Source organism: Salmonella sp. 3C, from assembly GCF_025426275.1.
Lineage (GTDB): Bacteria > Pseudomonadota > Gammaproteobacteria > Enterobacterales > Enterobacteriaceae > Salmonella > Salmonella enterica.
The window spans coordinates 2,576,129-2,599,433 of the sequence record NZ_CP104858.1; the positions used below are offsets into that span (position 1 = coordinate 2,576,129).

General features: G+C 52.8%; 19 protein-coding genes. 12 read left to right on the forward strand and 7 right to left on the reverse strand.

Annotated elements, in window-relative coordinates; translation table 11 throughout:
• Nucleotides 1-77 precede the first annotated feature (77 nt).
• A complete protein-coding gene (citS, locus tag N7E69_RS12215) occupies nt 78-1,418 on the reverse strand; it encodes a citrate/sodium symporter CitS (RefSeq protein WP_000183596.1) in 1,341 nt (446 codons plus the stop codon).
• 244 nt (nt 1,419-1,662) lie between these two features.
• Here citS and citC point away from each other — a divergent pair, with 244 nt between their 5' ends.
• The 10 genes from citC (at nt 1,663) to caiF (ending at nt 13,791) form a co-directional block, all read left to right on the forward strand.
• Nucleotides 1,663-2,706 (forward strand): [citrate (pro-3S)-lyase] ligase, encoded by a 1,044-nt coding sequence (gene citC / locus N7E69_RS12220; RefSeq protein WP_001181441.1) that lies wholly within the window; start codon nt 1,663-1,665, stop codon nt 2,704-2,706.
• 29 nt (nt 2,707-2,735) lie between these two features.
• Nucleotides 2,736-3,029, forward strand: a complete 294-nt coding sequence (citD, locus tag N7E69_RS12225; RefSeq protein ID WP_000691461.1) for a citrate lyase acyl carrier protein — start codon at nt 2,736-2,738, stop codon at nt 3,027-3,029.
• The gene (gene citE / locus N7E69_RS12230; protein WP_001247811.1) at nt 3,026-3,895 is read left to right on the forward strand and encodes a citrate (pro-3S)-lyase subunit beta; all 870 of its coding nucleotides are present in this window, start codon (nt 3,026-3,028) and stop codon (nt 3,893-3,895) included. The genes citD and citE overlap by 4 nt, the downstream gene beginning before the upstream one ends.
• A gap of 10 nt (nt 3,896-3,905) precedes the next feature.
• The gene (citF, locus tag N7E69_RS12235; protein ID WP_000665583.1) at nt 3,906-5,426 is read left to right on the forward strand and encodes a citrate lyase subunit alpha; all 1,521 of its coding nucleotides are present in this window, start codon (nt 3,906-3,908) and stop codon (nt 5,424-5,426) included.
• Nucleotides 5,426-5,977: a citrate lyase holo-[acyl-carrier protein] synthase gene (citX, locus tag N7E69_RS12240; RefSeq protein WP_000679053.1), complete on the forward strand. Its 552-nt coding sequence runs from the start codon at nt 5,426-5,428 to the stop codon at nt 5,975-5,977. Before citF ends, citX begins: the two co-directional genes overlap by 1 nt.
• Entirely contained in the window at nt 5,955-6,863 is a 909-nt protein-coding gene (gene citG, locus N7E69_RS12245; protein ID WP_001103238.1) for a triphosphoribosyl-dephospho-CoA synthase CitG, read from the forward strand. Before citX ends, citG begins: the two co-directional genes overlap by 23 nt.
• A gap of 179 nt (nt 6,864-7,042) precedes the next feature.
• Entirely contained in the window at nt 7,043-7,864 is an 822-nt protein-coding gene (dapB, locus tag N7E69_RS12250) for a 4-hydroxy-tetrahydrodipicolinate reductase (RefSeq protein WP_000544030.1), read from the forward strand.
• 863 nt (nt 7,865-8,727) lie between these two features.
• Nucleotides 8,728-9,876 (forward strand): glutamine-hydrolyzing carbamoyl-phosphate synthase small subunit, encoded by a 1,149-nt coding sequence (carA, locus tag N7E69_RS12255; RefSeq protein ID WP_000597284.1) that lies wholly within the window; start codon nt 8,728-8,730, stop codon nt 9,874-9,876.
• Between the two features lie 18 nt (nt 9,877-9,894).
• Nucleotides 9,895-13,122, forward strand: coding sequence for a carbamoyl-phosphate synthase large subunit (carB, locus tag N7E69_RS12260; protein WP_001126302.1), 3,228 nt, complete (start codon nt 9,895-9,897; stop codon nt 13,120-13,122).
• A gap of 273 nt (nt 13,123-13,395) precedes the next feature.
• Complete coding sequence (gene caiF, locus N7E69_RS12265; protein ID WP_000333329.1) at nt 13,396-13,791, forward strand: carnitine metabolism transcriptional regulator CaiF; 396 nt, start codon at nt 13,396-13,398, stop codon at nt 13,789-13,791.
• 76 nt (nt 13,792-13,867) lie between these two features.
• Here caiF and caiE read toward each other — a convergent pair whose 3' ends face one another.
• The 6 genes from caiE to caiT all read right to left on the reverse strand — a co-directional run bounded on the left by caiE (nt 13,868) and on the right by caiT (nt 21,052).
• Nucleotides 13,868-14,464: a carnitine operon protein CaiE gene (gene caiE, locus N7E69_RS12270; RefSeq protein ID WP_000122862.1), complete on the reverse strand. Its 597-nt coding sequence runs from the start codon at nt 14,462-14,464 to the stop codon at nt 13,868-13,870.
• 109 nt (nt 14,465-14,573) lie between these two features.
• Nucleotides 14,574-15,359 (reverse strand): crotonobetainyl-CoA hydratase, encoded by a 786-nt coding sequence (caiD, locus tag N7E69_RS12275; RefSeq protein WP_000004383.1) that lies wholly within the window; start codon nt 15,357-15,359, stop codon nt 14,574-14,576.
• A gap of 53 nt (nt 15,360-15,412) precedes the next feature.
• The gene (gene caiC / locus N7E69_RS12280; RefSeq protein WP_000355802.1) at nt 15,413-16,966 is read right to left on the reverse strand and encodes a crotonobetaine/carnitine-CoA ligase; all 1,554 of its coding nucleotides are present in this window, start codon (nt 16,964-16,966) and stop codon (nt 15,413-15,415) included.
• 62 nt (nt 16,967-17,028) lie between these two features.
• Nucleotides 17,029-18,246: an L-carnitine CoA-transferase gene (caiB, locus tag N7E69_RS12285; protein WP_001016212.1), complete on the reverse strand. Its 1,218-nt coding sequence runs from the start codon at nt 18,244-18,246 to the stop codon at nt 17,029-17,031.
• A 111-nt stretch (nt 18,247-18,357) separates the two neighbouring features.
• Complete coding sequence (caiA, locus tag N7E69_RS12290) at nt 18,358-19,500, reverse strand: crotonobetainyl-CoA dehydrogenase (protein ID WP_000347134.1); 1,143 nt, start codon at nt 19,498-19,500, stop codon at nt 18,358-18,360.
• A 34-nt stretch (nt 19,501-19,534) separates the two neighbouring features.
• Nucleotides 19,535-21,052, reverse strand: coding sequence for an L-carnitine/gamma-butyrobetaine antiporter (gene caiT, locus N7E69_RS12295; protein WP_000787073.1), 1,518 nt, complete (start codon nt 21,050-21,052; stop codon nt 19,535-19,537).
• A gap of 480 nt (nt 21,053-21,532) precedes the next feature.
• On the opposite strand from caiT, the gene N7E69_RS12300 reads away from it, so the two are divergent.
• Both N7E69_RS12300 and N7E69_RS12305 read left to right on the forward strand, forming a co-directional pair.
• A complete protein-coding gene (locus N7E69_RS12300; protein ID WP_000692191.1) occupies nt 21,533-22,303 on the forward strand; it encodes an electron transfer flavoprotein FixA in 771 nt (256 codons plus the stop codon).
• A gap of 15 nt (nt 22,304-22,318) precedes the next feature.
• Complete coding sequence (locus tag N7E69_RS12305) at nt 22,319-23,260, forward strand: electron transfer flavoprotein subunit alpha/FixB family protein (protein ID WP_001032203.1); 942 nt, start codon at nt 22,319-22,321, stop codon at nt 23,258-23,260.
• Nucleotides 23,261-23,305: the final 45 nt, after the last annotated feature.

Genomic DNA, 23,305 nt, shown 5'->3' on the forward strand with positions numbered 1-23,305 from the left:
TTTCCCTTGGCCACCTCTGGCTTTGGCCTCTACTTTTCTCCAGGTCGTTTGCGGCAAAGACACCGCCGTGCGTTTTTTTACACCATCATGCTGAACACGATGCTAGCGATAACCAGCACAATACCGCCGCCCAGACGAGAGGAAATTTGTGCATATGAAATGAGGTTCATACGGTTACAGGCGGAGAGCACTTCCAGATCGCCGGAGCCGCCGCGGTTGGCCATACAAAGACCCGCAGTAATGGATGATTCAATCGGGTAGAAGCCAATCAACCAGCCCCCGATAGCTGCGCCAACGACAGCGCCGACCACAATGATTGCGGCGATAACGACGTTCGCGAACGTCAGGGCATCGATGATCTCTTGCAGATCGGTGTAGCAAACACCCACACCTACCATCAACACCCACAGTAGCTGTTTGGAGAAGAAGTCAGAAAGACGTTTCGCCCCGGCTTTAATCTCCGGTGAGCAAAGACCTGATGCGTTCAGCGCAGCAACAATCAGAACCATCCAGGCGAAGTAGTGAATAGAGACGCCGCCGATGCTTGGCAGAATTTTCTTGGCAACGACATAGGCCAGCAGGAAGCAGGTGGTGGATAACACCATGCCAACCGCCGTTTCACGATGGGTAATCTGACCGGCCTTTTCATCATCTTCGGTTTTGAAGGAAGCCTTACGAACCAACTCACCTTCACCGCTAAGCCAGGTGTATTTTTTGCCTATCATATCGAGGAGGGCGGCGAAAATAATGGCGAAGATATTCGCAATGGTCAGAATAGCAATAGCCGTTGAGTAATACTCTTCGCGAGAACGTCCGGTAACCGAGTGATAAATTTCAGACAGAGGCACGGCGCCCGCGCCGTTACCACCGCCCATAATCGGCAGAACGTACAGCATCATGATACGGTCGACCGGGATACCGAAGCACAGACCAATGACGATACCGAAAAGGGACGCGCCGACAATCCCGGCGAGGATGGTTGGGATATAGCCCAGCAGTGATTTTAATAGCAGCTTACGGTTTACCGACAGGATCGCGCCTGTGATCAACACTGCGATAAACAGGTTAAGGAAGTTGCTTTTATCCATTACGTTGCTGATCGCATCAATTTCTTTCTGCGTAAATATGCCAGCATAGACAAAATAAGCTGCAACCAGAAATATCATAACCGGTGCGCCACCAATATATTTATTGAAGATCGGTAAACGTTTGCCGATTTCACCAAAAATGGCCCCCATAACAAACATAAGAGCAAAACCACCGACTAAGTCAGTCGGTATAGCGTTATAGAAATGAGACAGTAATAAAGTAATTAATGCAAAAGCATAAAGCGGTAGCGGCATACCAAAGATTTTGAATCTGAGTAAATCGCCAGCCCCCTTTTTCTCCGTCGCCGAAGCCTGGGTCATGTTGGTCATAAACATTTTCCTGTGTATTGATGGGTAACAAGACCCGCGCATACTAATAAATTCAATGAACCGTGAGATGTGACTATCTTCACTGAATGGTTGTGTTTTTAATTAATTTAATTATTTTTATTAACTCTGGTTAATTAAGGAAATAAAAACCATAAAGCTTATAAAAGCAAGGGGGAAAGTGTGATGTCTATTCCAGACGAGTAATACAAACGCTGGCGAAATATGCGGCGTTATTTGCTGACGGATGCAGAATAGAGTGAATCTAATATTTAAACGCATTTATTTGCAAAAGGATGTATTGCGTCGCGAGTCGGTCGCCATGTTTCTGGAGGGCGTGGGACTAGCCCTGGAAGACGATTGTGAAATCGCGGTATGCGCATATTGGCAGGGTGAGATAGTCGGGTGCGGTTCTCTGGCCGGGAACGTACTGAAATGCATCGCCGTTTCCCCGGTTTTACAAGGGGAAGGGCTCAGCCTCAAACTGCTGAATGAGCTGCTTACATTGGCCTACGAGTTAAACCGCAGCGAGCTTTTCCTGTTCACTAAGCCGCAAAATCGGTTGCTGTTTTCTGGCGCGGGGTTTTGGCCCATTGCGCAGGCAGGTGAGCTGGCGGTGTTAATGGAGAACAGCAGTGAACGGTTAGCGCGCTTTTGTCGCCAACTGGCGCTTTATCGTCAACCGGGAAAAACGATCGGCGCCATCGTCATGAACGCCAATCCGTTTACATTGGGCCACCGTTATCTGGTGGAGCAAGCGGCTGCGGCCTGTGACTGGTTGCATCTGTTTGTAGTCAAAGAAGATGCTTCATTTTTTTCCTATACCGACCGTTGGGCGCTGATCGAACAAGGAATCGCGGGTATTGACAACGTCACGTTGCATTCCGGCTCCGCTTATATGATCTCGCGTGCGACGTTTCCCGGCTATTTCCTCAAAGAAAAAGGGGTTGTAGACGACTGCCATTGCCAGATCGATCTGCAACTCTTCCGTGAACATCTGGCTCCAGCGCTGGGGATTACCCATCGTTTTGTCGGCAGTGAACCGTTTTGCCCTCTGACCTGTGCCTATAACCAGCGAATGCACGACATTTTGCACGATCCGAAGCGTAGCGGCCCGGTTATTGAGGTCGTCGAGCTGGCGCGGGTGGAGAAAAACGGCGCGGCTATTTCCGCCTCTCGCGTCAGAAAACTGTATAGCGAACGTAATTGGTCGGCAATAAGCGCGCTGGTGCCTGCTGGCACCCTGGCATATCTGCAGCGGCATGCCGCCAGACACACTGAAACCATATGACGTAACACCGTTAACAAGGAACATAACTAATGAAAATCATTAAAGATGCCCTGGCAGGCACGCTGGAATCCAGCGATGTGATGATCAGGATTGGTCCATCCAGCGAGCCAGGAATTCGGCTGGAGCTAGAGAGTCTGGTGAAGCAGCAGTTTGGCGCGGCGATTGAGCAGGTGGTTCGGGAAACGCTGGCGAAGCTGGGCGTTGAACGCGCGCTGGTTAGCGTCGATGACAAAGGCGCGCTGGAGTGTATTTTACGCGCCCGAGTGCAGGCGGCGGCGTTACGCGCTGCAGAACAAACGGAAATTCAATGGAGTGCGTTATGAGACCACGTCGCAGTATGTTGTTTATCCCCGGCGCAAATGCGGCCATGTTGAGCACCTCGTTTGTCTACGGTGCGGACGCGGTGATGTTCGACTTAGAAGACGCCGTAGCGTTACGTGAGAAAGATACCGCCCGTCTTTTAGTCCATCACGCGCTTCAACATCCGTTCTATCAGGATGTTGAAAAAGTGGTGCGCATTAATCCACTGAACACGCCGTTTGGTCTGGCCGATCTTGAAGCCGTCGTGCGTGGTGGCGCGGATATCGTGCGTCTGCCGAAAACCGACAGCAAAAACGATGTGCTGGAGCTGGAAGCGCAGGTCGAACGGATCGAACGTGAATGTGGACGTGAAGTCGGCAGTACCAGGCTGATGGCGGCGATCGAATCAGCGAAAGGCGTGGTCAATGCCGTCGACATCGCCACCTCCAGCCCGCGCATGGTGGCAATTGCGCTGGCGGCATTTGATTACGTGATGGATATGGGCACCAGCCGGGGCGATGGCACCGAGCTGTTCTACGCCCGCTGCGCAGTGCTGCATGCGGCGCGCGTTGCGGGTATTGCCGCCTATGATGTCGTTTGGTCGGATATCAATAATGAAGAAGGCTTCCTGAAGGAAGTGCAGTTGGCGAAAGGGCTTGGTTTTAACGGTAAGTCCTTAGTGAACCCACGTCAGATTGAGCTATTACATCAGGCTTATTCTCCGACACGTAAAGAAGTTGAGCATGCGTATGAGGTGATTGCCGCCGCTGAAGAGGCTGAGTCTCGCGGTCTGGGCGTCGTTTCACTCAACGGCAAAATGATTGACGGCCCGATTATCGACCACGCGCGCAAAGTGGTGGCGCTGTCGGCTTCCGGTATTCGTGATTAAGGAAGGAACCATGAAAGAGACTGTAACCATGCTCAACCAGCAATATGTCGTACCGGAAGGATTACAGCCCTACCAGGGGGTAACAGCGAACAGCCCGTGGCTTGCCAGTGAAACGGAAAAGCGTCGGCGTAAAATTTGTGACTCGCTTGAAGAGGCTATCCGTCGTTCCGGGCTTAAAAATGGCATGACGATATCCTTCCACCATGCGTTTCGTGGTGGCGACAAAGTCGTCAATATGGTGATGGCGAAGCTGGCGGAAATGGGATTCCGCGATCTGACGCTTGCCTCCAGCTCATTAATTGATGTCCACTGGCCGCTTATCGAACACATTAAAAATGGCGTGGTGCGGCAGATTTACACCTCCGGGCTGCGCGGCAAGTTAGGGGAAGAGATCTCCGCTGGCCTGATGGAAAACCCGGTACAGATCCACTCTCACGGCGGCCGCGTAAAGCTGATTCAGAGCGGTGAGCTGAATATTGATGTCGCTTTCCTCGGCGTGCCGTGCTGCGATGAATTTGGTAATGCTAACGGCTTTAGCGGCAAGTCACGCTGCGGCTCTTTGGGGTATGCGCAGGTTGATGCGCAGTACGCTAAATGTGTGGTGCTCCTGACTGAAGAGTGGGTCGAATTCCCCAATTATCCGGCCAGTATCGCGCAGGATCAGGTTGATTTGATCGTACAGGTGGACGAAGTAGGGGATCCGGAAAAAATCACCGCGGGTGCGATTCGTCTGTCCAGCAACCCGCGTGAACTGTTGATCGCCCGGCAGGCGGCCAATGTGATCGAACACTCAGGTTATTTTTGTGATGGTTTCTCGCTGCAAACTGGCACCGGTGGCGCTTCTCTGGCGGTCACCCGTTTCCTGGAAGACAAAATGCGTCGCCACAACATTACGGCGAGTTTTGGCCTGGGCGGGATCACCGGCACCATGGTGGATCTGCATGAGAAAGGGTTGATCAAATCGCTGCTGGATACGCAATCATTCGATGGCGATGCAGCCCGTTCACTGGCGCAGAATCCACATCATATTGAAATCTCAACCAATCAATACGCGAACCCCGTCTCTAAAGGCGCGGCATGCGAACGCCTGAATGTGGTGATGCTGAGCGCACTGGAAATTGACGTGAATTTCAACGTTAACGTGATGACAGGTTCAAACGGCGTACTGCGTGGCGCATCGGGCGGCCATAGCGATACGGCAGCAGGGGCCGATCTCACCATTATTACCGCACCGCTGGTCCGTGGCCGAATCCCATGTGTGGTGGAAAAAGTGCTGACTACCGTCACGCCTGGGGCAAGTGTTGATGTGCTGGTTACCGACCATGGTATTGCGGTGAACCCTGCGCGTCAGGATCTGCTTGATAACCTGCGTGCTGCGGGTGTGGCGCTGATGACCATCGAACAACTGCAACAGCGCGCTGAGCAACTGACCGGTAAACCGCAGCCGATTGAGTTTACCGATCGGGTGGTGGCTGTGGTGCGTTATCGCGACGGTTCAGTGATTGACGTGATTCGCCAGGTTAAAGGCTGATGAAGGGCACAGACCTGTTGTACCAGGGCCAGGCAGTTACGCTGGAGGAGATGCTACAAGCGCGCGATAAACGTGCCGCCAGGCAGCGTCAGGCGTTGAACTGCTATCGGCTACCGTTGATTTCCCTCACGCTGGTTGCACCGGGCGCCGTTAAAAACTCAGCGGTCTGGCGGCGTGTCGCCGATTACGCAATTGCCGAAATACTGGCGCTTTGCGAACAGATGGAGTGGGTCAACGTCTGGGAAATGCAGGTAAATGAACGCAGCGGCCCGGAATGGATGGCAGCGGTCTGTGCGCCGGCAATGGCGTTGAAACAGCACATGTCGACACTGGAGATGAGCCATCCGTTAGGGCGGCTTTGGGACATCGACATTATTGATAGCGACGGTAAGTCGCTATCACGCCGTGAACTCGGGCATCCTGCCCGGCCATGTTTGATATGCCAGCAGGATGCTCATCTCTGTGCCCGGGGCAAGCATCACACCCTTGACCTTTTGTTGGATGAAATTGCACGAAGGATTGAATGCTATGAACGTGAGCGTTGTGACTGAACGGCGTACGCCAGCGTACTCATCGCTGGCGGCTGGCGAACTTAATGGGTTGGTTGCAAGAGCGCTGCTGACGGAAGCCAGGCTGACACCAAAACCCGGTCTGGTCGATATTCGTAATTCGGGAGCGCATAGGGATATGGATCTGGCGGCATTTGAACGTAGCACTACCGCCATTGCTCCGTGGATGGAAAAGTTTTTTATCATGGGCAACAACACGGCGGCGCTGGCGGCAGAAAATGTCCTGGTGATGCTGCGTCCGCTGGGGATGGCCTGTGAGAACGATATGCTACAGGCGACCAATGGTGTGAATACCCATCGCGGGGCGATTTTCGCTTTTGGCCTGCTGAGCGCAGCGATTGGCCGACTTCTCGCGCGGGGAGAACCGTTGGAGCAAAATCGTATCTGCGACCAGGTTGCTCGCCTGAGTCGGAATATTGTTGCCCACGAGCTCTCAGCAAAAAAAGCGGGAAAACTGACAAAGAGTGAAACCCATTTCCAGTGCTATGGCCTGTCGGGCGCGCGGGGAGAAGCGGAAAGCGGTTTTCGAACCGTCAGAACGCAGGCTTTGCCGGTGTTTAACCGGGTCGTGCAGGAGCATGACGATACCCATCTTGCCCTACTGCAAACATTGTTGCATCTGATGGCGTGGAATGATGATACCAATCTGGTGTCGCGGGGAGGCCTGGAAGGGCTTTACTACGTGCAGCAGCAGGCACAAAAATTGTTGTGGCAAGGGGGCGTATTGGTTGAGGGGGGCATTGAAGCGATGCAGTCCCTCGATGATGAACTCATCCTGCGTAACTTAAGCCCTGGCGGTAGCGCGGATTTACTGGCAGTGACCTGGTTTTTAAGTCATTTTCCTGCCGGTTCCCTCTATCCTGAGTAAGTTTCTCTTCTTTCATTCTCCCCAGCAATGATTCATCCTGCGGGATGAATCATGTCTTTTACTGATATCGCTTTCTGTTTATCATTAATTTCTAATTATCGGCGATTTTAGATGGCGGCCTCCGGGCGCGCTGGTTACTCTGAAAACGGTTTACGCAATTTTTACAAAAGAGAATAGCTATGCATGAAGCACAAATCCGCGTCGCCATTGCCGGCGCCGGTGGCCGCATGGGACGGCAGTTAATCCAGGCCGCCATGGCGATGGAAGGTGTTCAGCTGGGTGCCGCGCTGGAGCGCGAAGGCTCTTCCTTGCTGGGCAGCGATGCTGGCGAACTGGCAGGGGCGGGAAAGTCCGGCGTGATCGTTCAAAGCAGCCTTGAGGCGGTAAAAGATGATTTTGACGTTTTCATCGATTTTACCCGTCCGGAAGGCACGTTGACGCATCTGGCGTTTTGCCGCCAGCATGGTAAAGGGATGGTGATTGGTACTACCGGCTTTGACGACGCCGGTAAACAGGCCATTCGCGAGGCGTCGCAAGAGATTGCGATCGTTTTCGCCGCAAACTTTAGCGTCGGCGTTAACGTCATGCTCAAGCTGCTGGAGAAAGCGGCGAAGGTAATGGGCGACTATAGCGATATTGAAATTATTGAAGCGCACCACCGCCATAAAGTGGATGCTCCGTCGGGTACGGCGCTGGCAATGGGCGAGGCAATCGCCGGGGCGCTGGATAAAGATCTGAAGGACTGCGCGGTCTACTCGCGTGAAGGTTATACCGGCGAGCGCGTACCGGGAACGATTGGCTTTGCAACCGTTCGGGCGGGCGACATCGTCGGCGAACATACCGCGATGTTTGCCGATATTGGCGAGCGCGTAGAGATTACGCATAAAGCTTCCAGCCGCATGACGTTTGCAAATGGCGCGTTGCGATCGGCGTTATGGCTAAAAACGAAGAAAAATGGGCTATTTGACATGCGGGATGTGCTGGGGCTGGATGTATTATAGCGACTAAATACCTTCGTGATGTGGTTGTGGTAATCAAGATTAATTGATTACAAAGGGCAATATATTATTGCCCTTTTGTTTTTTTGCCCCCCGGTTATTCGGTCAGATAAATAACGCCTTTCGCCATTCATGTTTCGACAGTTTCTTCGCCCACGACATGTTCTGCCGCAGCGGCTTACCGTATGCAAAAGGCACCTCGACCAGACTGATAAGACTGATATCCATCGGAGGGGGAGTGCTGTTCCTCGGGGGCGTTTTATCTCTTTTGCTTCAATAGGTTGGCTTTTTTATGCTGTAGTGAGGCTGGTTGTGGTCCAATCGTATGTGCCTGTCTTAAAGAAAAAGAAGCTGGATCTTTATATCGCAATTGTAATTCTTATTACATTGTCTTAATTTGCTGTTTTTTGTTGATTTTATGATGAATTTGATTTGTTTTTTATATTTTTAATATATTGATTTTTAAAATTTTTTTGTCGTTAACTTTCTTAATTTTGAATTTTTATGCATTTAATGGCATTGATGGCTGTTAAGTGAGTTTTTATCGTTGTTTTTTGTTGTTTTAATGTGAAATTTGACCATTTGGTCCACTTTTTATCATGCCAGCCAGTTTTTTGCGAACTCAAGGAAGCGCAAGCGTTTTCTATCGTCACTTAGTTGATCTTTTTGCCTCTTAAACAGAATAACTTCCTTATAATGTGCAAAATAACATAAAAAATACCCGCTTTAAGTTGACTTTTATCCGGCTTAACTTCAGAATGCCGCCGTTTGCCAGAAATCCACGGGTAAGCAAATTTGCATTGCTTCATACTGACTGAATGAATTAATATGCAAATAAAGTGAGTGAATATTCTCTGGAGGGTGTTTTGATTAAGTCAGCGCTATTGGTTCTGGAAGACGGAACCCAGTTTCACGGTCGGGCCATTGGGGCAACGGGTTCGGCGGTTGGGGAAGTCGTTTTCAATACTTCAATGACCGGTTATCAAGAAATCCTCACTGATCCTTCCTATTCCCGCCAAATCGTCACTCTTACTTATCCCCATATTGGTAATGTCGGCACCAATGAAGCCGATGAAGAATCTTCTCAGGTTCATGCGCAAGGTTTAGTGATTCGCGATCTGCCGTTGATTGCCAGCAACTTCCGTAACACCGAAGACCTCTCTTCTTACCTGAAACGCCATAACATCGTGGCGATTGCCGATATCGATACCCGCAAGCTGACCCGACTGCTGCGTGAGAAAGGCGCTCAGAACGGCTGCATCATTGCAGGCGATAGCCCGGATGCGAAGCTGGCGCTGGAAAAAGCGAAAGCATTTCCTGGACTTAACGGTATGGATCTGGCGAAAGAAGTGACCACGACGGAAACTTACCGCTGGACGCAGGGTAGCTGGACGCTGAAAGACGGTTTACCGGAAGCGAAATCTGAGGATGACCTGCCGTTCCATGTGGTGGCCTATGATTTCGGCGCCAAACGCAACATCCTGCGCATGCTGGTGGATCGCGGCTGCCGCCTGACGGTGGTGCCAGCGCAAACCTCTGCTGAAGAGGTGCTGAAAATGAATCCGGACGGCATCTTCCTGTCGAACGGCCCTGGCGACCCGGCACCGTGCGACTACGCCATCGAGGCGATTAAGAAATTCCTCCAGACCGACATTCCTGTGTTCGGCATCTGCCTCGGTCATCAGCTACTGGCGCTGGCGAGCGGTGCGAAGACCGTTAAGATGAAGTTCGGCCATCACGGCGGCAATCATCCGGTAAAAGATATGGACAGAAACGTGGTGATGATCACTGCGCAGAACCACGGTTTTGCGGTGGATGAAGACTCGCTGCCAGCCAACCTGCGCGTGACCCACAAGTCGCTGTTCGACGGCACCCTGCAGGGTATTCATCGTACCGACAAACCGGCGTTCAGCTTCCAAGGCCACCCGGAAGCCAGCCCCGGCCCGCACGATGCGGCGCCGCTGTTCGACCACTTTATCGAGCTTATTGAGCAATACCGTCAGTCCGCGAAATAATCAGGAGTAATAAGAGCCATGCCAAAACGTACAGATATAAAAAGCATCCTGATTCTGGGCGCGGGCCCGATTGTTATCGGTCAGGCGTGTGAGTTTGACTACTCCGGCGCTCAGGCGTGTAAAGCCCTGCGCGAAGAGGGCTATCGCGTCATTCTGGTGAACTCCAACCCGGCCACCATCATGACCGACCCGGAAATGGCCGATGCCACCTACATCGAGCCGATTCACTGGGAAGTGGTGCGCAAAATCATTGAAAAAGAGCGTCCGGATGCGGTGCTGCCGACCATGGGCGGCCAGACCGCGCTGAACTGCGCGCTGGAGCTGGAGCGGCAGGGCGTGCTGGAAGAGTTCGGCGTCACCATGATTGGCGCCACCGCCGACGCCATTGATAAAGCCGAAGACCGTCGTCGCTTCGATATCGCGATGAAGAAAATTGGTCTCGACACCGCGCGTTCCGGTATCGCACACACTATGGAAGAAGCGCTGGCGGTTGCCGCTGACGTGGGCTTCCCGTGCATCATCCGTCCGTCCTTTACCATGGGCGGCACCGGCGGCGGTATCGCTTACAACCGTGAAGAGTTCGAAGAAATCTGCGAACGCGGTCTGGATCTCTCGCCAACCAACGAACTGCTGATTGATGAATCGCTGATCGGCTGGAAAGAGTACGAGATGGAAGTGGTGCGTGATAAAAACGACAACTGCATCATCGTCTGCTCTATCGAAAACTTCGATGCGATGGGTATCCACACCGGTGACTCCATCACCGTGGCCCCGGCGCAGACTCTGACCGACAAAGAATACCAAATCATGCGTAACGCCTCGATGGCGGTTCTGCGTGAAATCGGCGTCGAAACCGGCGGTTCTAACGTCCAGTTCGCAGTGAACCCGAAAAACGGCCGTCTGATCGTTATCGAAATGAACCCGCGCGTATCCCGCTCCTCGGCGCTGGCGTCGAAAGCCACCGGTTTCCCGATTGCCAAAGTGGCCGCCAAACTGGCGGTAGGTTACACCCTTGACGAACTGATGAACGACATCACCGGCGGGCGCACTCCGGCCTCCTTCGAGCCGTCCATCGACTATGTGGTTACTAAAATTCCGCGCTTTAACTTTGAGAAATTCGCCGGTGCCAACGACCGTCTGACCACCCAGATGAAATCGGTCGGAGAAGTGATGGCGATTGGTCGCACCCAGCAGGAATCCCTGCAAAAAGCGCTGCGCGGCTTGGAAGTCGGCGCCACCGGTTTTGACCCGAAAGTGAGCCTCGACGACCCGGAAGCGCTGACCAAAATCCGCCGCGAGCTGAAAGACGCGGGCGCAGATCGTATCTGGTACATCGCCGATGCTTTCCGTGCGGGCTTGTCTGTGGATGGCGTCTTTAACCTGACCAACATCGACCGCTGGTTCCTGGTGCAAATTGAAGAGCTGGTGCGTCTGGAAGAGAAAGTGGCTGAAGTCGGGATTACTGGCCTCAACGCCGACTTCCTGCTTCAGCTCAAGCGTAAAGGGTTTGCCGATGCGCGTCTGGCAAAACTGGCTGGCGTACGCGAGGCGGAAATCCGTAAGCTGCGTGATCAGTATGACCTGCACCCGGTTTACAAACGCGTGGATACCTGCGCGGCGGAATTCGCCACCGATACCGCCTACATGTACTCCACTTATGAAGATGAGTGCGAAGCGAACCCGTCCGTTGACCGCGATAAAATCATGGTCCTCGGCGGCGGCCCGAACCGTATCGGCCAGGGTATCGAATTTGACTACTGCTGCGTACACGCCTCGCTGGCGCTGCGCGAAGACGGTTACGAGACCATCATGGTCAACTGTAACCCGGAAACCGTCTCCACCGACTACGACACTTCCGACCGTCTGTACTTCGAGCCGGTGACGCTGGAAGACGTGCTGGAAATCGTGCGCATCGAGAAGCCGAAAGGCGTTATCGTGCAGTACGGCGGCCAGACCCCGCTGAAGCTGGCGCGCGCGCTGGAAGCGGCAGGCGTGCCGGTTATCGGCACCAGCCCGGACGCCATCGACCGCGCGGAAGACCGCGAGCGCTTCCAGCACGCGGTTGACCGTCTGAAGCTGAAGCAACCGGCCAACGCCACCGTCACCGCCATTGAACAGGCTGTCGAAAAAGCGAAAGAGATCGGCTACCCGCTGGTGGTGCGTCCTTCTTACGTGCTGGGCGGCCGGGCGATGGAAATTGTCTATGACGAAGCCGATCTGCGTCGCTACTTCCAGACAGCGGTCAGCGTCTCTAACGATGCGCCGGTGCTGCTGGACCGCTTCCTTGATGACGCGGTTGAAGTGGACGTGGACGCTATCTGCGACGGCGAAATGGTGCTGATTGGCGGTATCATGGAGCACATCGAGCAGGCGGGCGTACACTCCGGCGACTCCGCCTGTTCCCTGCCGGCCTACACGCTGAGCCAGGAAATTCAGGACGTGATGCGCCAGCAGGTGCAGAAGCTGGCCTTCGAGTTGCAGGTGCGCGGCCTGATGAACGTGCAGTTTGCGGTGAAAGACAACGAAGTCTATCTGATTGAAGTCAACCCGCGTGCGGCGCGTACCGTACCGTTCGTCTCCAAAGCCACCGGCGTTCCGCTGGCGAAAGTGGCGGCGCGCGTGATGGCCGGCAAATCGCTGACCGAGCAGGGCGTGACCAAAGAAATTATCCCGCCGTACTACTCGGTGAAAGAAGTGGTGTTGCCGTTTAACAAATTCCCGGGCGTTGACCCGCTGTTAGGGCCAGAAATGCGCTCCACCGGGGAAGTGATGGGCGTGGGCCGTACCTTCGCGGAAGCGTTCGCTAAGGCGCAGCTGGGCAGTAACTCCACCATGAAGAAACAGGGCCGTGCGCTGCTCTCGGTTCGCGAAGGCGACAAAGAGCGCGTGGTGGATCTCGCCGCTAAGCTGCTGAAACAGGGCTTTGAGCTGGATGCCACCCACGGTACGGCGATTGTGCTGGGCGAAGCTGGTATCAACCCGCGTCTGGTGAACAAGGTGCACGAAGGTCGTCCGCACATTCAGGACCGTATCAAGAATGGCGAATATACTTATATCATCAACACCACCGCAGGCCGCCGCGCGATTGAAGACTCCAGGGTGATTCGCCGCAGCGCGCTGCAGTATAAAGTGCATTATGACACCACGCTGAACGGCGGTTTTGCAACGACGATGGCGCTCAATGCCGATGCCACCGAGAAGGTAACCTCGGTGCAGGAAATGCACGCGCAGATCAAAAAGTCGTAAACAAAGGGTTCGGCGGATATTGCTCTAACCGGACCTGTAATATAATGTTGAAAGGGTTTCTGTAAAGAAACCCTTTTTTTATCTTGCGTAAGGTCATTCCTGGAGAAGTCCGTTTCCGTAACCACATTTTCAATGTAATAAGCACGATATTGCTCACACTAATCAATATTTAAGTCGCATACTATCTTGCATATCCACAATTTTAATATGGCTTAGTTTTTATTAGTTTGGACAGGCCGTAGCCAGATTTTTAATTTGTGAAATGGTGTGCTTATGTGTGAAAAATATGTTGAAAGACCGCTTTATTTGTTAATTGCTGACTGGATGATGACAGAGAACCGATGGATCACTGCCAGGGAGATTTCCCGTCAATTTGATATTGAACATTGCAAAGCAATTAATACGCTCTCCTATATTCTGTCAGAAGTGGGGGAAATTGTTTGTGAAGTGAAGATGATCCCTAACCAAATTGCAGGACGAGGCTGCCAGTGCCAGCGTCTGGTGAAAGTCGTGAGTATCGACTCTCAACTCTATCGCCGATTGAATCATAATTTGCAGGAAAGAAAAGTGAGCGTGGCGAAAGCGCCGCGGCTGTCTGCCGTTCCCCCCACAGAGCTAAACCGTGAGCAGAAATGGCAGATGATGCTCTCCAAGAGTATGCGTCGCTAATTGTCTGTTTACCTGCTGGCGGGGTAAACGGTAATTGACGCGTAGGCCGGATAAGCGTGAGCGCATCCGGCATCAATTACTGTGCTGATTTTGGCTTCACGTCCGTCGTGCCTTTCAGGCGCGGTCGGTTTTCTTCGGCCTGCGTTAACGGCTTCGTTTCAGATAACCCCGTTCGACAACGGATCGCAAGATCCTGATATTCTTTGGTATTGAGGCGTTTCCAGTGCAGCTCCTGGTCCGTAACCTGGCGTAGTACGCGCGCCGGTGATCCCACCAGCAGTTGCCTTGCCTCACCCTGAAATCCGGCTTTGACAAAACTCATGGCGGCGACAATGCTCTCTTCGCCAATCACTGCGCCGTCCATAATGACGCTGTTCATGCCGACCAGGGCGTCCCGTCCCACCACGCAGCCATGTAGAATAGCGCCGTGGCCGATATGGCCGTTTTCATGCACGATGGTATCGGTATCGCAGTAGCCATGCATAATGCAGCCATCCTGCAGATTAGAGCCTGCCTCCAGGATCAGGCGACCATAATCCCCACGCAATGACGCGAGTGGGCCAATATAAACACCGGCGCCCACGATGACATCGCCAATCAGCACGGCGCTGGGATGGACAAACGCGTCCGGATGCACCACCGGGATCAGTCCTTCAAAGGCGTAATAGCTCATAGTTGTACCTCGCTTTTTTTGCCGGATGGCGGCGTAAACACCTTATCCGGCCTACGGTTGCGCATGTGCTGTAGGCCGGATAAGCGAAGCGCCATCCGGCATAGTCACATTAACGACCTTTCCACACCGGATCGCGTTTTTCGGCAAATGCCTGCGGTCCTTCGAGCGCATCTTCTGAATGCAGCACCGACGGATAATGCTTCAGTACGCCGCTGCGGATGTAGCGGTAGCCTTCTTCTACCGGCATTTCGCTGGTCGCGCGATAAATCTCTTTCAGCGCCGCGATAGCCAGCGGGGCGCTATTGACCAGTTGTTGCGCCAGTTCGCGCGCGCTATCCATCAGTTCGCTCTGGCTGACAACGCGGTTCACGACTCCCCAACGCAGCGCTTCTTCGGCGCTCATTCGTCTGCCGGTCATTACCATTTCGTTGACGATAGCCGGCGGCAACAGCTTAGGCAGGCGCAAAACGCCGCCGCTGTCAGGCACGATGCCTAGCTTTGCTTCCGGCAGCGCGAAGCTGGCGTTTTCGGCGCAGACAATAAAGTCCGCCGCCAACGCCAGCTCAAAACCGCCGCCAAACGCGTAGCCGTTCACCGCGGCGATAACCGGCTTATCGAGGTCAAATATTTCGGTTAAACCGGCAAAGCCGCCGGGACCAAAATCGGCATCCGGCGCTTCACCTTCCGCTGCCGCTTTTAAGTCCCAGCCAGCAGAAAAGAATTTCTCCCCGCCGCCGGTAATGATTGCTACGCGTAATTCCGGATCGTCACGGAAATTAAGAAAAGCTTCACCCATTGCAAAGCTGGTTTTGGCATCAATGGCATTCGCTTTAGGTCGGTCGAGGGTAATTTCCAGGATCGGGCCGTTACGGGTCAGATGTAATGACTCACTCATAGTTCATCTCCAGATAAATAGTTTCCCGGCGGGAGGGATTCCTGCCGGAAGGTTTATTTCAGATTTTTTTTGATTATTTTTCCTGAACAGTTGCGCGGCAGGTCGGTTCTGATCTCCATAAAAGAGGGAACCTTGAATTTCGCCATATTGTTTTCGCAAAAGCTGAAAAACTCGGCTTCGCTTAATGTTTCACCTTCATTAAGGACGATAAACGCTTTAATGGCCTCATCACGGATCGCGTCTTTAATACCAACCACCACAATGTCCTGAATTTTCGGATGCGCAGAAATAATATTTTCCAGCTCGACGCAGGAGACATTTTCCCCGCCGCGTTTAATCATGTTGCAGCGTCTGTCGACAAAATAGAAATAGCCATCCTCATCCTGGTAACCCGAATCACCGGTATGTAACCAGCCCTCTGGTTCCAGCGCCCTGGCGGTTGCCTCCGGCTGCATGTAATACTCTTTGAAGATAGTCTTGCCGGGGATGCCTTTAATACAGATTTCGCCAATTTCTCCGGCGGGCAGCGGGCGATTTTGATCGTCGCGAATTTCAGCTTCATAGCTAAAACCCACGCGACCAATGGAAGGCCAGCGTCGTTTGTCTCCGGGACGGTCGCCAATAATTCCGACAATGGTTTCAGTCATACCATAAGAGGTCAGCAGCCTGACGCCAAAGCGTTCGGTAAAGGCGTCTTTTTCTTGCGCGGATAGATTGAGATAGAACATCACTTCGCGCAGATGATGCTGCCTGTCCGTTGGTGCGGCGGGCTGGACCATCAGCGTGCGGATCATCATAGGAATGCACTCGGTCACCGTCGCCTGATATTTACGTACCTGATCCCAGAAGGCTCTGGCGCTGTACTTCTCTAGCAGCACAAAGGTGCTGCCGGCGGAAAAGGCTGGCATTGCGGCGGTACACTGACAGTCGATATGAAAAGCGGGCATCACCGTCATGTACACGTCATCATCGCGCAGGGCGATTTGCCAGGCAGAGTAGTAGCCTGCAAAACGCAGGTTATAGTGGGTAATCACCACCCCTTTTGGACGCGAGGTGGTACCGGAGGTAAACAGAATTTCCGCCGTATCGTCAGTGGATAACACGGGCGTATAGCACAGCGTGGCCGATTGACGTGCTTGCAGTTGGGAAAAGTGGCTCACGCCATCGTCAGCCGGAAGCTGCTCGCCAATCAGACAGATATGATTAAGCGGAGTGCTATTGTCCTGGCGTATTTCACGGTACATAGGATAAAACTGGGCGCTGGTAACCAGCAGACTCACCTGGCTGTTTTGCAGGATCCAGGCGCTTTCTTCGCCCAGTAAGCGGGCATTAATCGGCACCATAATGGCACCGATTTTTGCCAGTCCAAACCAGCAAAAGATGAATTCCGGGCAGTTATCCAGATGCAGCGCGACCCTATCACCCTTGCGGATCCCTAAGGAATAAAAAAGGTTCGCCGTGCGGTTAATCTCTTCATTGAGCGAAGCATAGCTAAACTGCCGAACGATTCCCTCACAGGATTCGAAAATTAACGCCGTTTTATCTCCGTACACCCCGGCCAGGTCGTCCCACATCTGACGTAAGTTTTGTCCGCCAACGATATCCATATTGCTTTATCCACTGAAATCAGGCGTGAGCGCTAACCGGAAAACCGATTAGCGCATCGCGTTTAATCCTCAACTTTGGCCAGGCCTTTGCCGACCAGTTCCTTAATATCTGCTTCGCTATAACCAATGTTTTTCAGAATGGCGGCGGTATCCATGCCGTGTGACGGCATGCCACGCCAGATTTTCCCTGGGTTGTTTTTAAATTTCGGCATGATGTTCGGCCCTTTACAGGTGCGACCGTCCATTGTTTGCCACTGAGTAATCGATTCGCGGGCAACGTACTGCGGATTACCTTCCAGTTCCGGAATGGTGAGCACCTTCGCACAGGCGATATTCAGCTCAGCAAAACGCGCCTGAACGTCGGCGATGGTGTGTGTTGCCAGCCAGGCGTCCAGTTTCTCTTCGACGAGCGGGCCGTAAGGGCATTCCACGCGATGGATGAGCTGTGTGCCTTCCGGAACTTCCGGCGTACCGAGAATGTGGGCCAGGCCAATATCTTTAAAACACTCGTTGATTTGCGTGATGCCGACCAACTCCATGACGATGTAACCATCGGCGCATTTATACAGGCCGCAACCGGCGTAGTAGGGGTCTTTCCCTTTCGTCATACGTGGACAGATTTCGCCGCCGTTGAAGTAGTCCATCATGAAGTACTGACCCATGCGCAGCATCACTTCGTACATAGCGATATCGATGCTTTCACCTTTACCCGTTTCGCGTACTTTGTGCAGGGCCGCCAGCGCGGCTGTCGTCGCGGTCATCCCGGAGAAGTAATCGGCGGTATACGGGAAGGCTGGCATCGGCTGATCAACGTCGCCGTTTTGGATCAGATAACCACTGAATGCCTGCGCGATGGTGTTATACGCCGGAAGATTGGTGTACTCCTCGGTACCATACTGGCCGAAGCCGGAAAGGTGGGCAATGACCAGTTTCGGGTTATGTTCCCACAGCACTTCATCAGTAATACCACGGCGGGCAAAGGCCGGGCCTTTACTGGCTTCAATGAAAATATCGGTAGTTTCCATCAGTTTCAGAAACGCTTCCCGACCTTCATCTTTGAAAATATTCAGCGACAGGGCGTGCAGGTTGCGGCGTGAGAGCTGCGGGTAGTTAGGCTGTACGCGGATGGTATCGGCCCATGCGACGTTTTCAATCCAGATAACCTCGGCGCCCCATTCGGCGAACATCTGTCCGGCGAATGGACCGGCGATTTCGATTCCTGAAAAAACAACGCGTACCCCAGCAAGCGGGCCAAAGGTTGGCATTGGTAAATGATTCATCATTTTTCTCCTGGCATTTTTTGCGGTATGTAGGCCGGATAAGCACAGCGCCATCCGGCATGATTGCCTGATGGCGACGCCCCGCGTCTTATCAGGCCTACAAGGGATCGATTAGCGGTATTGCTTAAGTACCGCACGACCCAACGTCAGGATCTGCATTTCATCAGAACCACCAGAAACACGGTCAACGCGCAGGTCACGCCAGAAACGCGTGATGCGGTGGTTGCCCGCGATACCAACACCTCCCAGTACCTGCATGGCGGTGTCTACCACTTCAAACGCGGCGTTGGCGCAGAAGTATTTGCACATTGCCGCGTCGCCGGAGGTAATCGTGCCGTTATCCGCTTTCCACGCGGCTTCCAGCAGCATATTTTTCATGGAGTTCAGTTTGATCGCCATATGCGCAAACTTCTCCTGAATCAGCTGGAAACGGCCAATAGCTTCACCAAACTGCACGCGCTGATTCGCGTAACGCGCAGCGTCTTCAAAAGCGCACATTGCGGTACCGTAGTTGGTCAGCGCGACGAGGAAGCGTTCATGGTCAAACTCTTCTTTCACGCGGTTGAAGCCGTTACCTTCCCGACCGAACATGTCTTTCTCGTCCAGTTCAACGTCGTCAAAGGTGATTTCACAGCAGCTATCCATGCGCAGACCGAGTTTCTCCAGTTTGTTGACCTTGATACCCGCTTTGCTCATGTCCACAAACCACTCGGTGTAAACCGGTTTATCCGGCGATGCACCGTCTCTCGCCATGACCACGATGTACGGGGTATAGGCGCTACTGGTGATAAAGCACTTACTGCCATTAAGATAAACCTTACCATTTTTGCGTGTATAAGTGGTTTTCAGACTACCAACATCCGATCCCGCTCCCGGTTCGGTGATAGCAGAGTTCCACATCTGCTTACCGGTGCCCCGGAACGCCATGATTTTATCAATTTGCTCCTGAGTTCCTTCACGCAGGAAAGTGTTAAAACCTCCCGGCAATTGGTACAACACGTAAGTTGGCGCGCCAAGACGTCCCAGCTCCATCCAGACGGCGGCGACGGTAACAAAACCCGCTTCCAGACCGCCGTGTTCTTCCGGGATCAGCAGGCTATCAATACCCATATCCGCCAGCGCTTTTACAAAACGCTCAGGGTAGACGCTGTCACGATCGCACTCGGCAAAATAAGCTTCCCAGTTCTCACTGGCCATCAGTTCGCGAATACCGGCGACAAACAGCTCCTGTTCGTCATTTAAGTTGAAATCCATCTTTCAGCCTCTTGATCAATTGGGTTAATAAGAATTACTTGTCTTTCCAGTGCACTTTGGCGTCTTTAATAAAGGACAGCGTCACCATAATGTTGACGAAGAACAGCGGGCATCCTCCGGCGATAATCGCGGTCTGAATCGGTTTCAACCCACCCAGCGCCAGCAGAACGATACCGATGATGCCGACCAGCACCGACCAGCCGATACGCACTAACAGAGGCGGCTCTTCACCATCGCGAACTTCACGACAGGTCGACATCGCCAGGGTGTAAGAGCAGGCGTTAATCAGCGTGACGGTGGCAATAAAGCAGAGGATAAAGAAACCCCACATGGTGGCGGTGCTGAGCGGCAAGGCGGCCCAGGTTTCGATAATGGCGCGCGCCACGCCGTGTTGCTCAATGAGTTGCGGAATGTTGAGGATGTTTTTATCCATCAGCAGCAGCGTGTTGCTGCCCAGCACTGTCCACAGGATCCAGGTAGACGCGGTCAGACCCATCACCATCCCGAAGCACAGTTCACGTACGGTACGACCACGGGAAATACGGGCCAGGAAGATACTCATCTGGATGGCGTATATAACCCACCACGCCCAGTAGAAAACGGTCCAGCCCTGTGGGAAGCCGCCTTTACCGATGGCGTCGGTATAGAACAGCATCCGTGGCAGATGCATTAACAGCATCCCGACGGAGTCGGTGAAGTAGTTCATGATGAAGCTGGCGCCGCTGACGATAAACACCCAGCCGAGCATCAGGAAGCTCAGGTAGCTACGCACATCGCTGGCGATTCTGACCCCTTTTTGCAGGCCGCAGGCCACGCAAATCGCGTTCAGAATGATCCAGCAGGTAATGATGATGGCATCCAATTGCAGCGTATGCGGAATACCGAACAGCCATTGCATACACTCGGTGACCAGCGGGGTAGCCAGACCGAGGCTGGTGCCCATCGCGAAGATCAGCGCCACCAGGTAGAAGTTATCGACGATGGTACCGAACAACCCTTTCGCATGCTTTTCACCGACGAGCGGTACCAGCGTGGAGCTGGGGCGGATGACATCCATCTTGCGTACAAAGAAGAAGTAGGCGAAGGCCACAGAAAGGAAGCTATAGGTTGCCCACGGCAGCGGCCCCCAGTGGAACAGGCTGTACGCCAGGCCTATCTCTTTCGCGCCCGTGGAATTTGGTTCCAGGCCGAACGGCGGGGTGGAGATATAGTAGTAGATCTCAATAGAGCCCCAGAACAGAACCGCAGCGGATGTACAGGAGGCGAACATCATGAAAATCCAGCTGGCGGTGCTAAACTCCGGTTTTTCGTCACCTAATCTCTTTTTGGCATAGGGGCCAAAAACCAGCCAGAACCAGCCGAAGAGCATGACGACCATATACCATTCAAATGCCCAACCCCAGACGTTGGTGACATAACTGAATACCGCATTAATAACGACGTTAGCGGCATCAAGATCTCTGACTGTTAGCCAGCAAAGTATCCCGACAATTATTAATGGCGGAAAAAAAACCTTCGGTTCAATTCCCGATTTTTTCTTTTCATTTTTCATAAGTGAATTCCAGTGTGAAAACGAAATTTATTTAGCGTGCCAGTCCATGAACGTTTGTTTATTTATTATTAATGATTTGTTGATAAGTTTTTAACCTCTGGGACGCCTCAATGAGTAACTCATGATGGGTATTCACTTCGGGTGATTCTGTTATCTTCGTCACACTTTTTTGCGTTGATTATTTTGTGTCTAAATTTTGATTTTTGCTTTATTTATCAATTGATTGGTTGTGGTTTTTTAACTTTTTTAAGTATCTGGCGTTCAATATTGTTGAGCCAGCAAACAATATTGAAAATTTTCATATTTGGCATATTTCTTTCAATATTGGTGAGGTGCGTAACACTATTGAAAGTTACGAATATCAATGTGTGACATTTTCAATATTGGTGATTAAGGTTTTATTTCCGAATTAAAGAGCGTGATATCTGTATTTAACACCGCCGATATAAATACGTTTCCTTCATGATTTCTGGAGATGCAATGAAGATAATTACTTGCTACAAATGCGTACCTGATGAGCAGGATATTGCGATTAATAATGCTGACGGAACACTCGATTTCAGCAAAGCGGATAGCAAAATCAGCCAATATGATCTGAATGCAATTGAAGCTGCTTGCCAGTTAAAACAGCAGTTGGGAGACGCTCAGGTTGTCGCCATGAGCGTTGGCGGCAAAGCGCTGACCAATGCAAAAGGGCGCAAAGATGTCCTCTCTCGTGGCCCTGATGAACTGATTGTGGTCATTGACGATCAATTTGAGCAGGCGCTGCCGCAACACACCGCTACCGCGCTGGCCGCCGCGGCGCAAAAATCAGGTTTCGATCTACTTATCTGCGGCGACGGTTCTTCCGATCTTTATGCTCAGCAGGTTGGTTTGCTGGTGGGCGAAGCGCTGAACATTCCGGCGATTAACGGCGTGAGTAAAATCCTCTCTCTTACCGACAGCACATTGACAGTAGAACGCGAACTGGAAGATGAAGTTGAAACGCTGAGCATCCCGCTCCCGGCGGTGATCGCGGTTTCCACCGACATTAACACCCCACAAATCCCTTCGATGAAAGCCATTCTTGGCGCGGCGAAAAAACCGGTTCAGGTCTGGTCGCCTGCGGATATCGGGCTGAACAGCGTATCCGCGTATTCCACACAACAGGTTGCCGCACCGAAGCAGCGCGAGCGTCAGCGTGTGGTGATTGAAGGTGACGGTGAAGAACAAATCGCCGCGTTTGTCGAGAATCTGCGCAAAATCATTTAATTATCAGGGGATGTTATGAACAAATTTTCCAGTGTCTGGGTATTCAGCGATACCCCTTCTCGTCTGCCCGAACTGATGAGTGGCGCGCAGGCTGTAGGTGAAAAAGTTAACGCGTTCGTACTGAACGAAGCGGATAGCGCGACAGCATGTCATTTGGGCGCCGATCATGTCTGGCTGCTCAGCGGCAAACCAGAAGACCGCATGATCGAAGACTACGCTGCTGCGATGGCTGAGACTATTCGTCAGCATAGTGAGGGCAGCGCGGTGCTGCTGCCGAATACGCGTCGGGGCAAGCTGTTGGCGGCAAAGCTGGGCTATCGCTTGTCGGCTGCGGTTTCCAACGACGCCAGCGAAGTCTCCCTGCAGGATGGAAAAGCGGCGGTCAAACATATGGTCTACGGCGGTCTGGCGATAGGGGCAGAAACCATCGCTTCGCCGTTTGCCGTGATCACGCTCAGCAGCGGAACGTTTGACGCACAAGACCCGGACACTTCTCGCAGCGGCGAGATGCATACCGTGCAGTGGCAGGCTCCGGCCACTGCCGTGACCCGCACCGCAACCCAGGCGCGTCAGAGCAACAGCGTTGACCTCGACAAAGCGCGTCTGGTGGTCAGCGTGGGACGCGGCATCGGCAGCAAAGAGAATATCTCGCTGGCCGAAGCGCTGTGCCAGACCATCGGCGCCGAGCTGGCCTGTTCCCGCCCGGTAGCGGAAAACGAGAAGTGGATGGAGCACGAGCGCTACGTCGGTATCTCCAACCTGATGCTCAAACCTGAACTGTATCTGGCAGTGGGGATCTCCGGGCAGATCCAACACATGGTCGGCGCCAACGGCGCGCAGACGATTTTCGCCATCAACAAAGATAAAAACGCGCCAATCTTCCAGTATGCGGATTTTGGCATCGTTGGCGATGCGCTGAAGATCCTGCCTGCGCTGACGGCTGCCTTAGCGCGATAAACCATTTCGGGCAGGATGCGAAGGTATCTTGCCGCTGACAGGAGT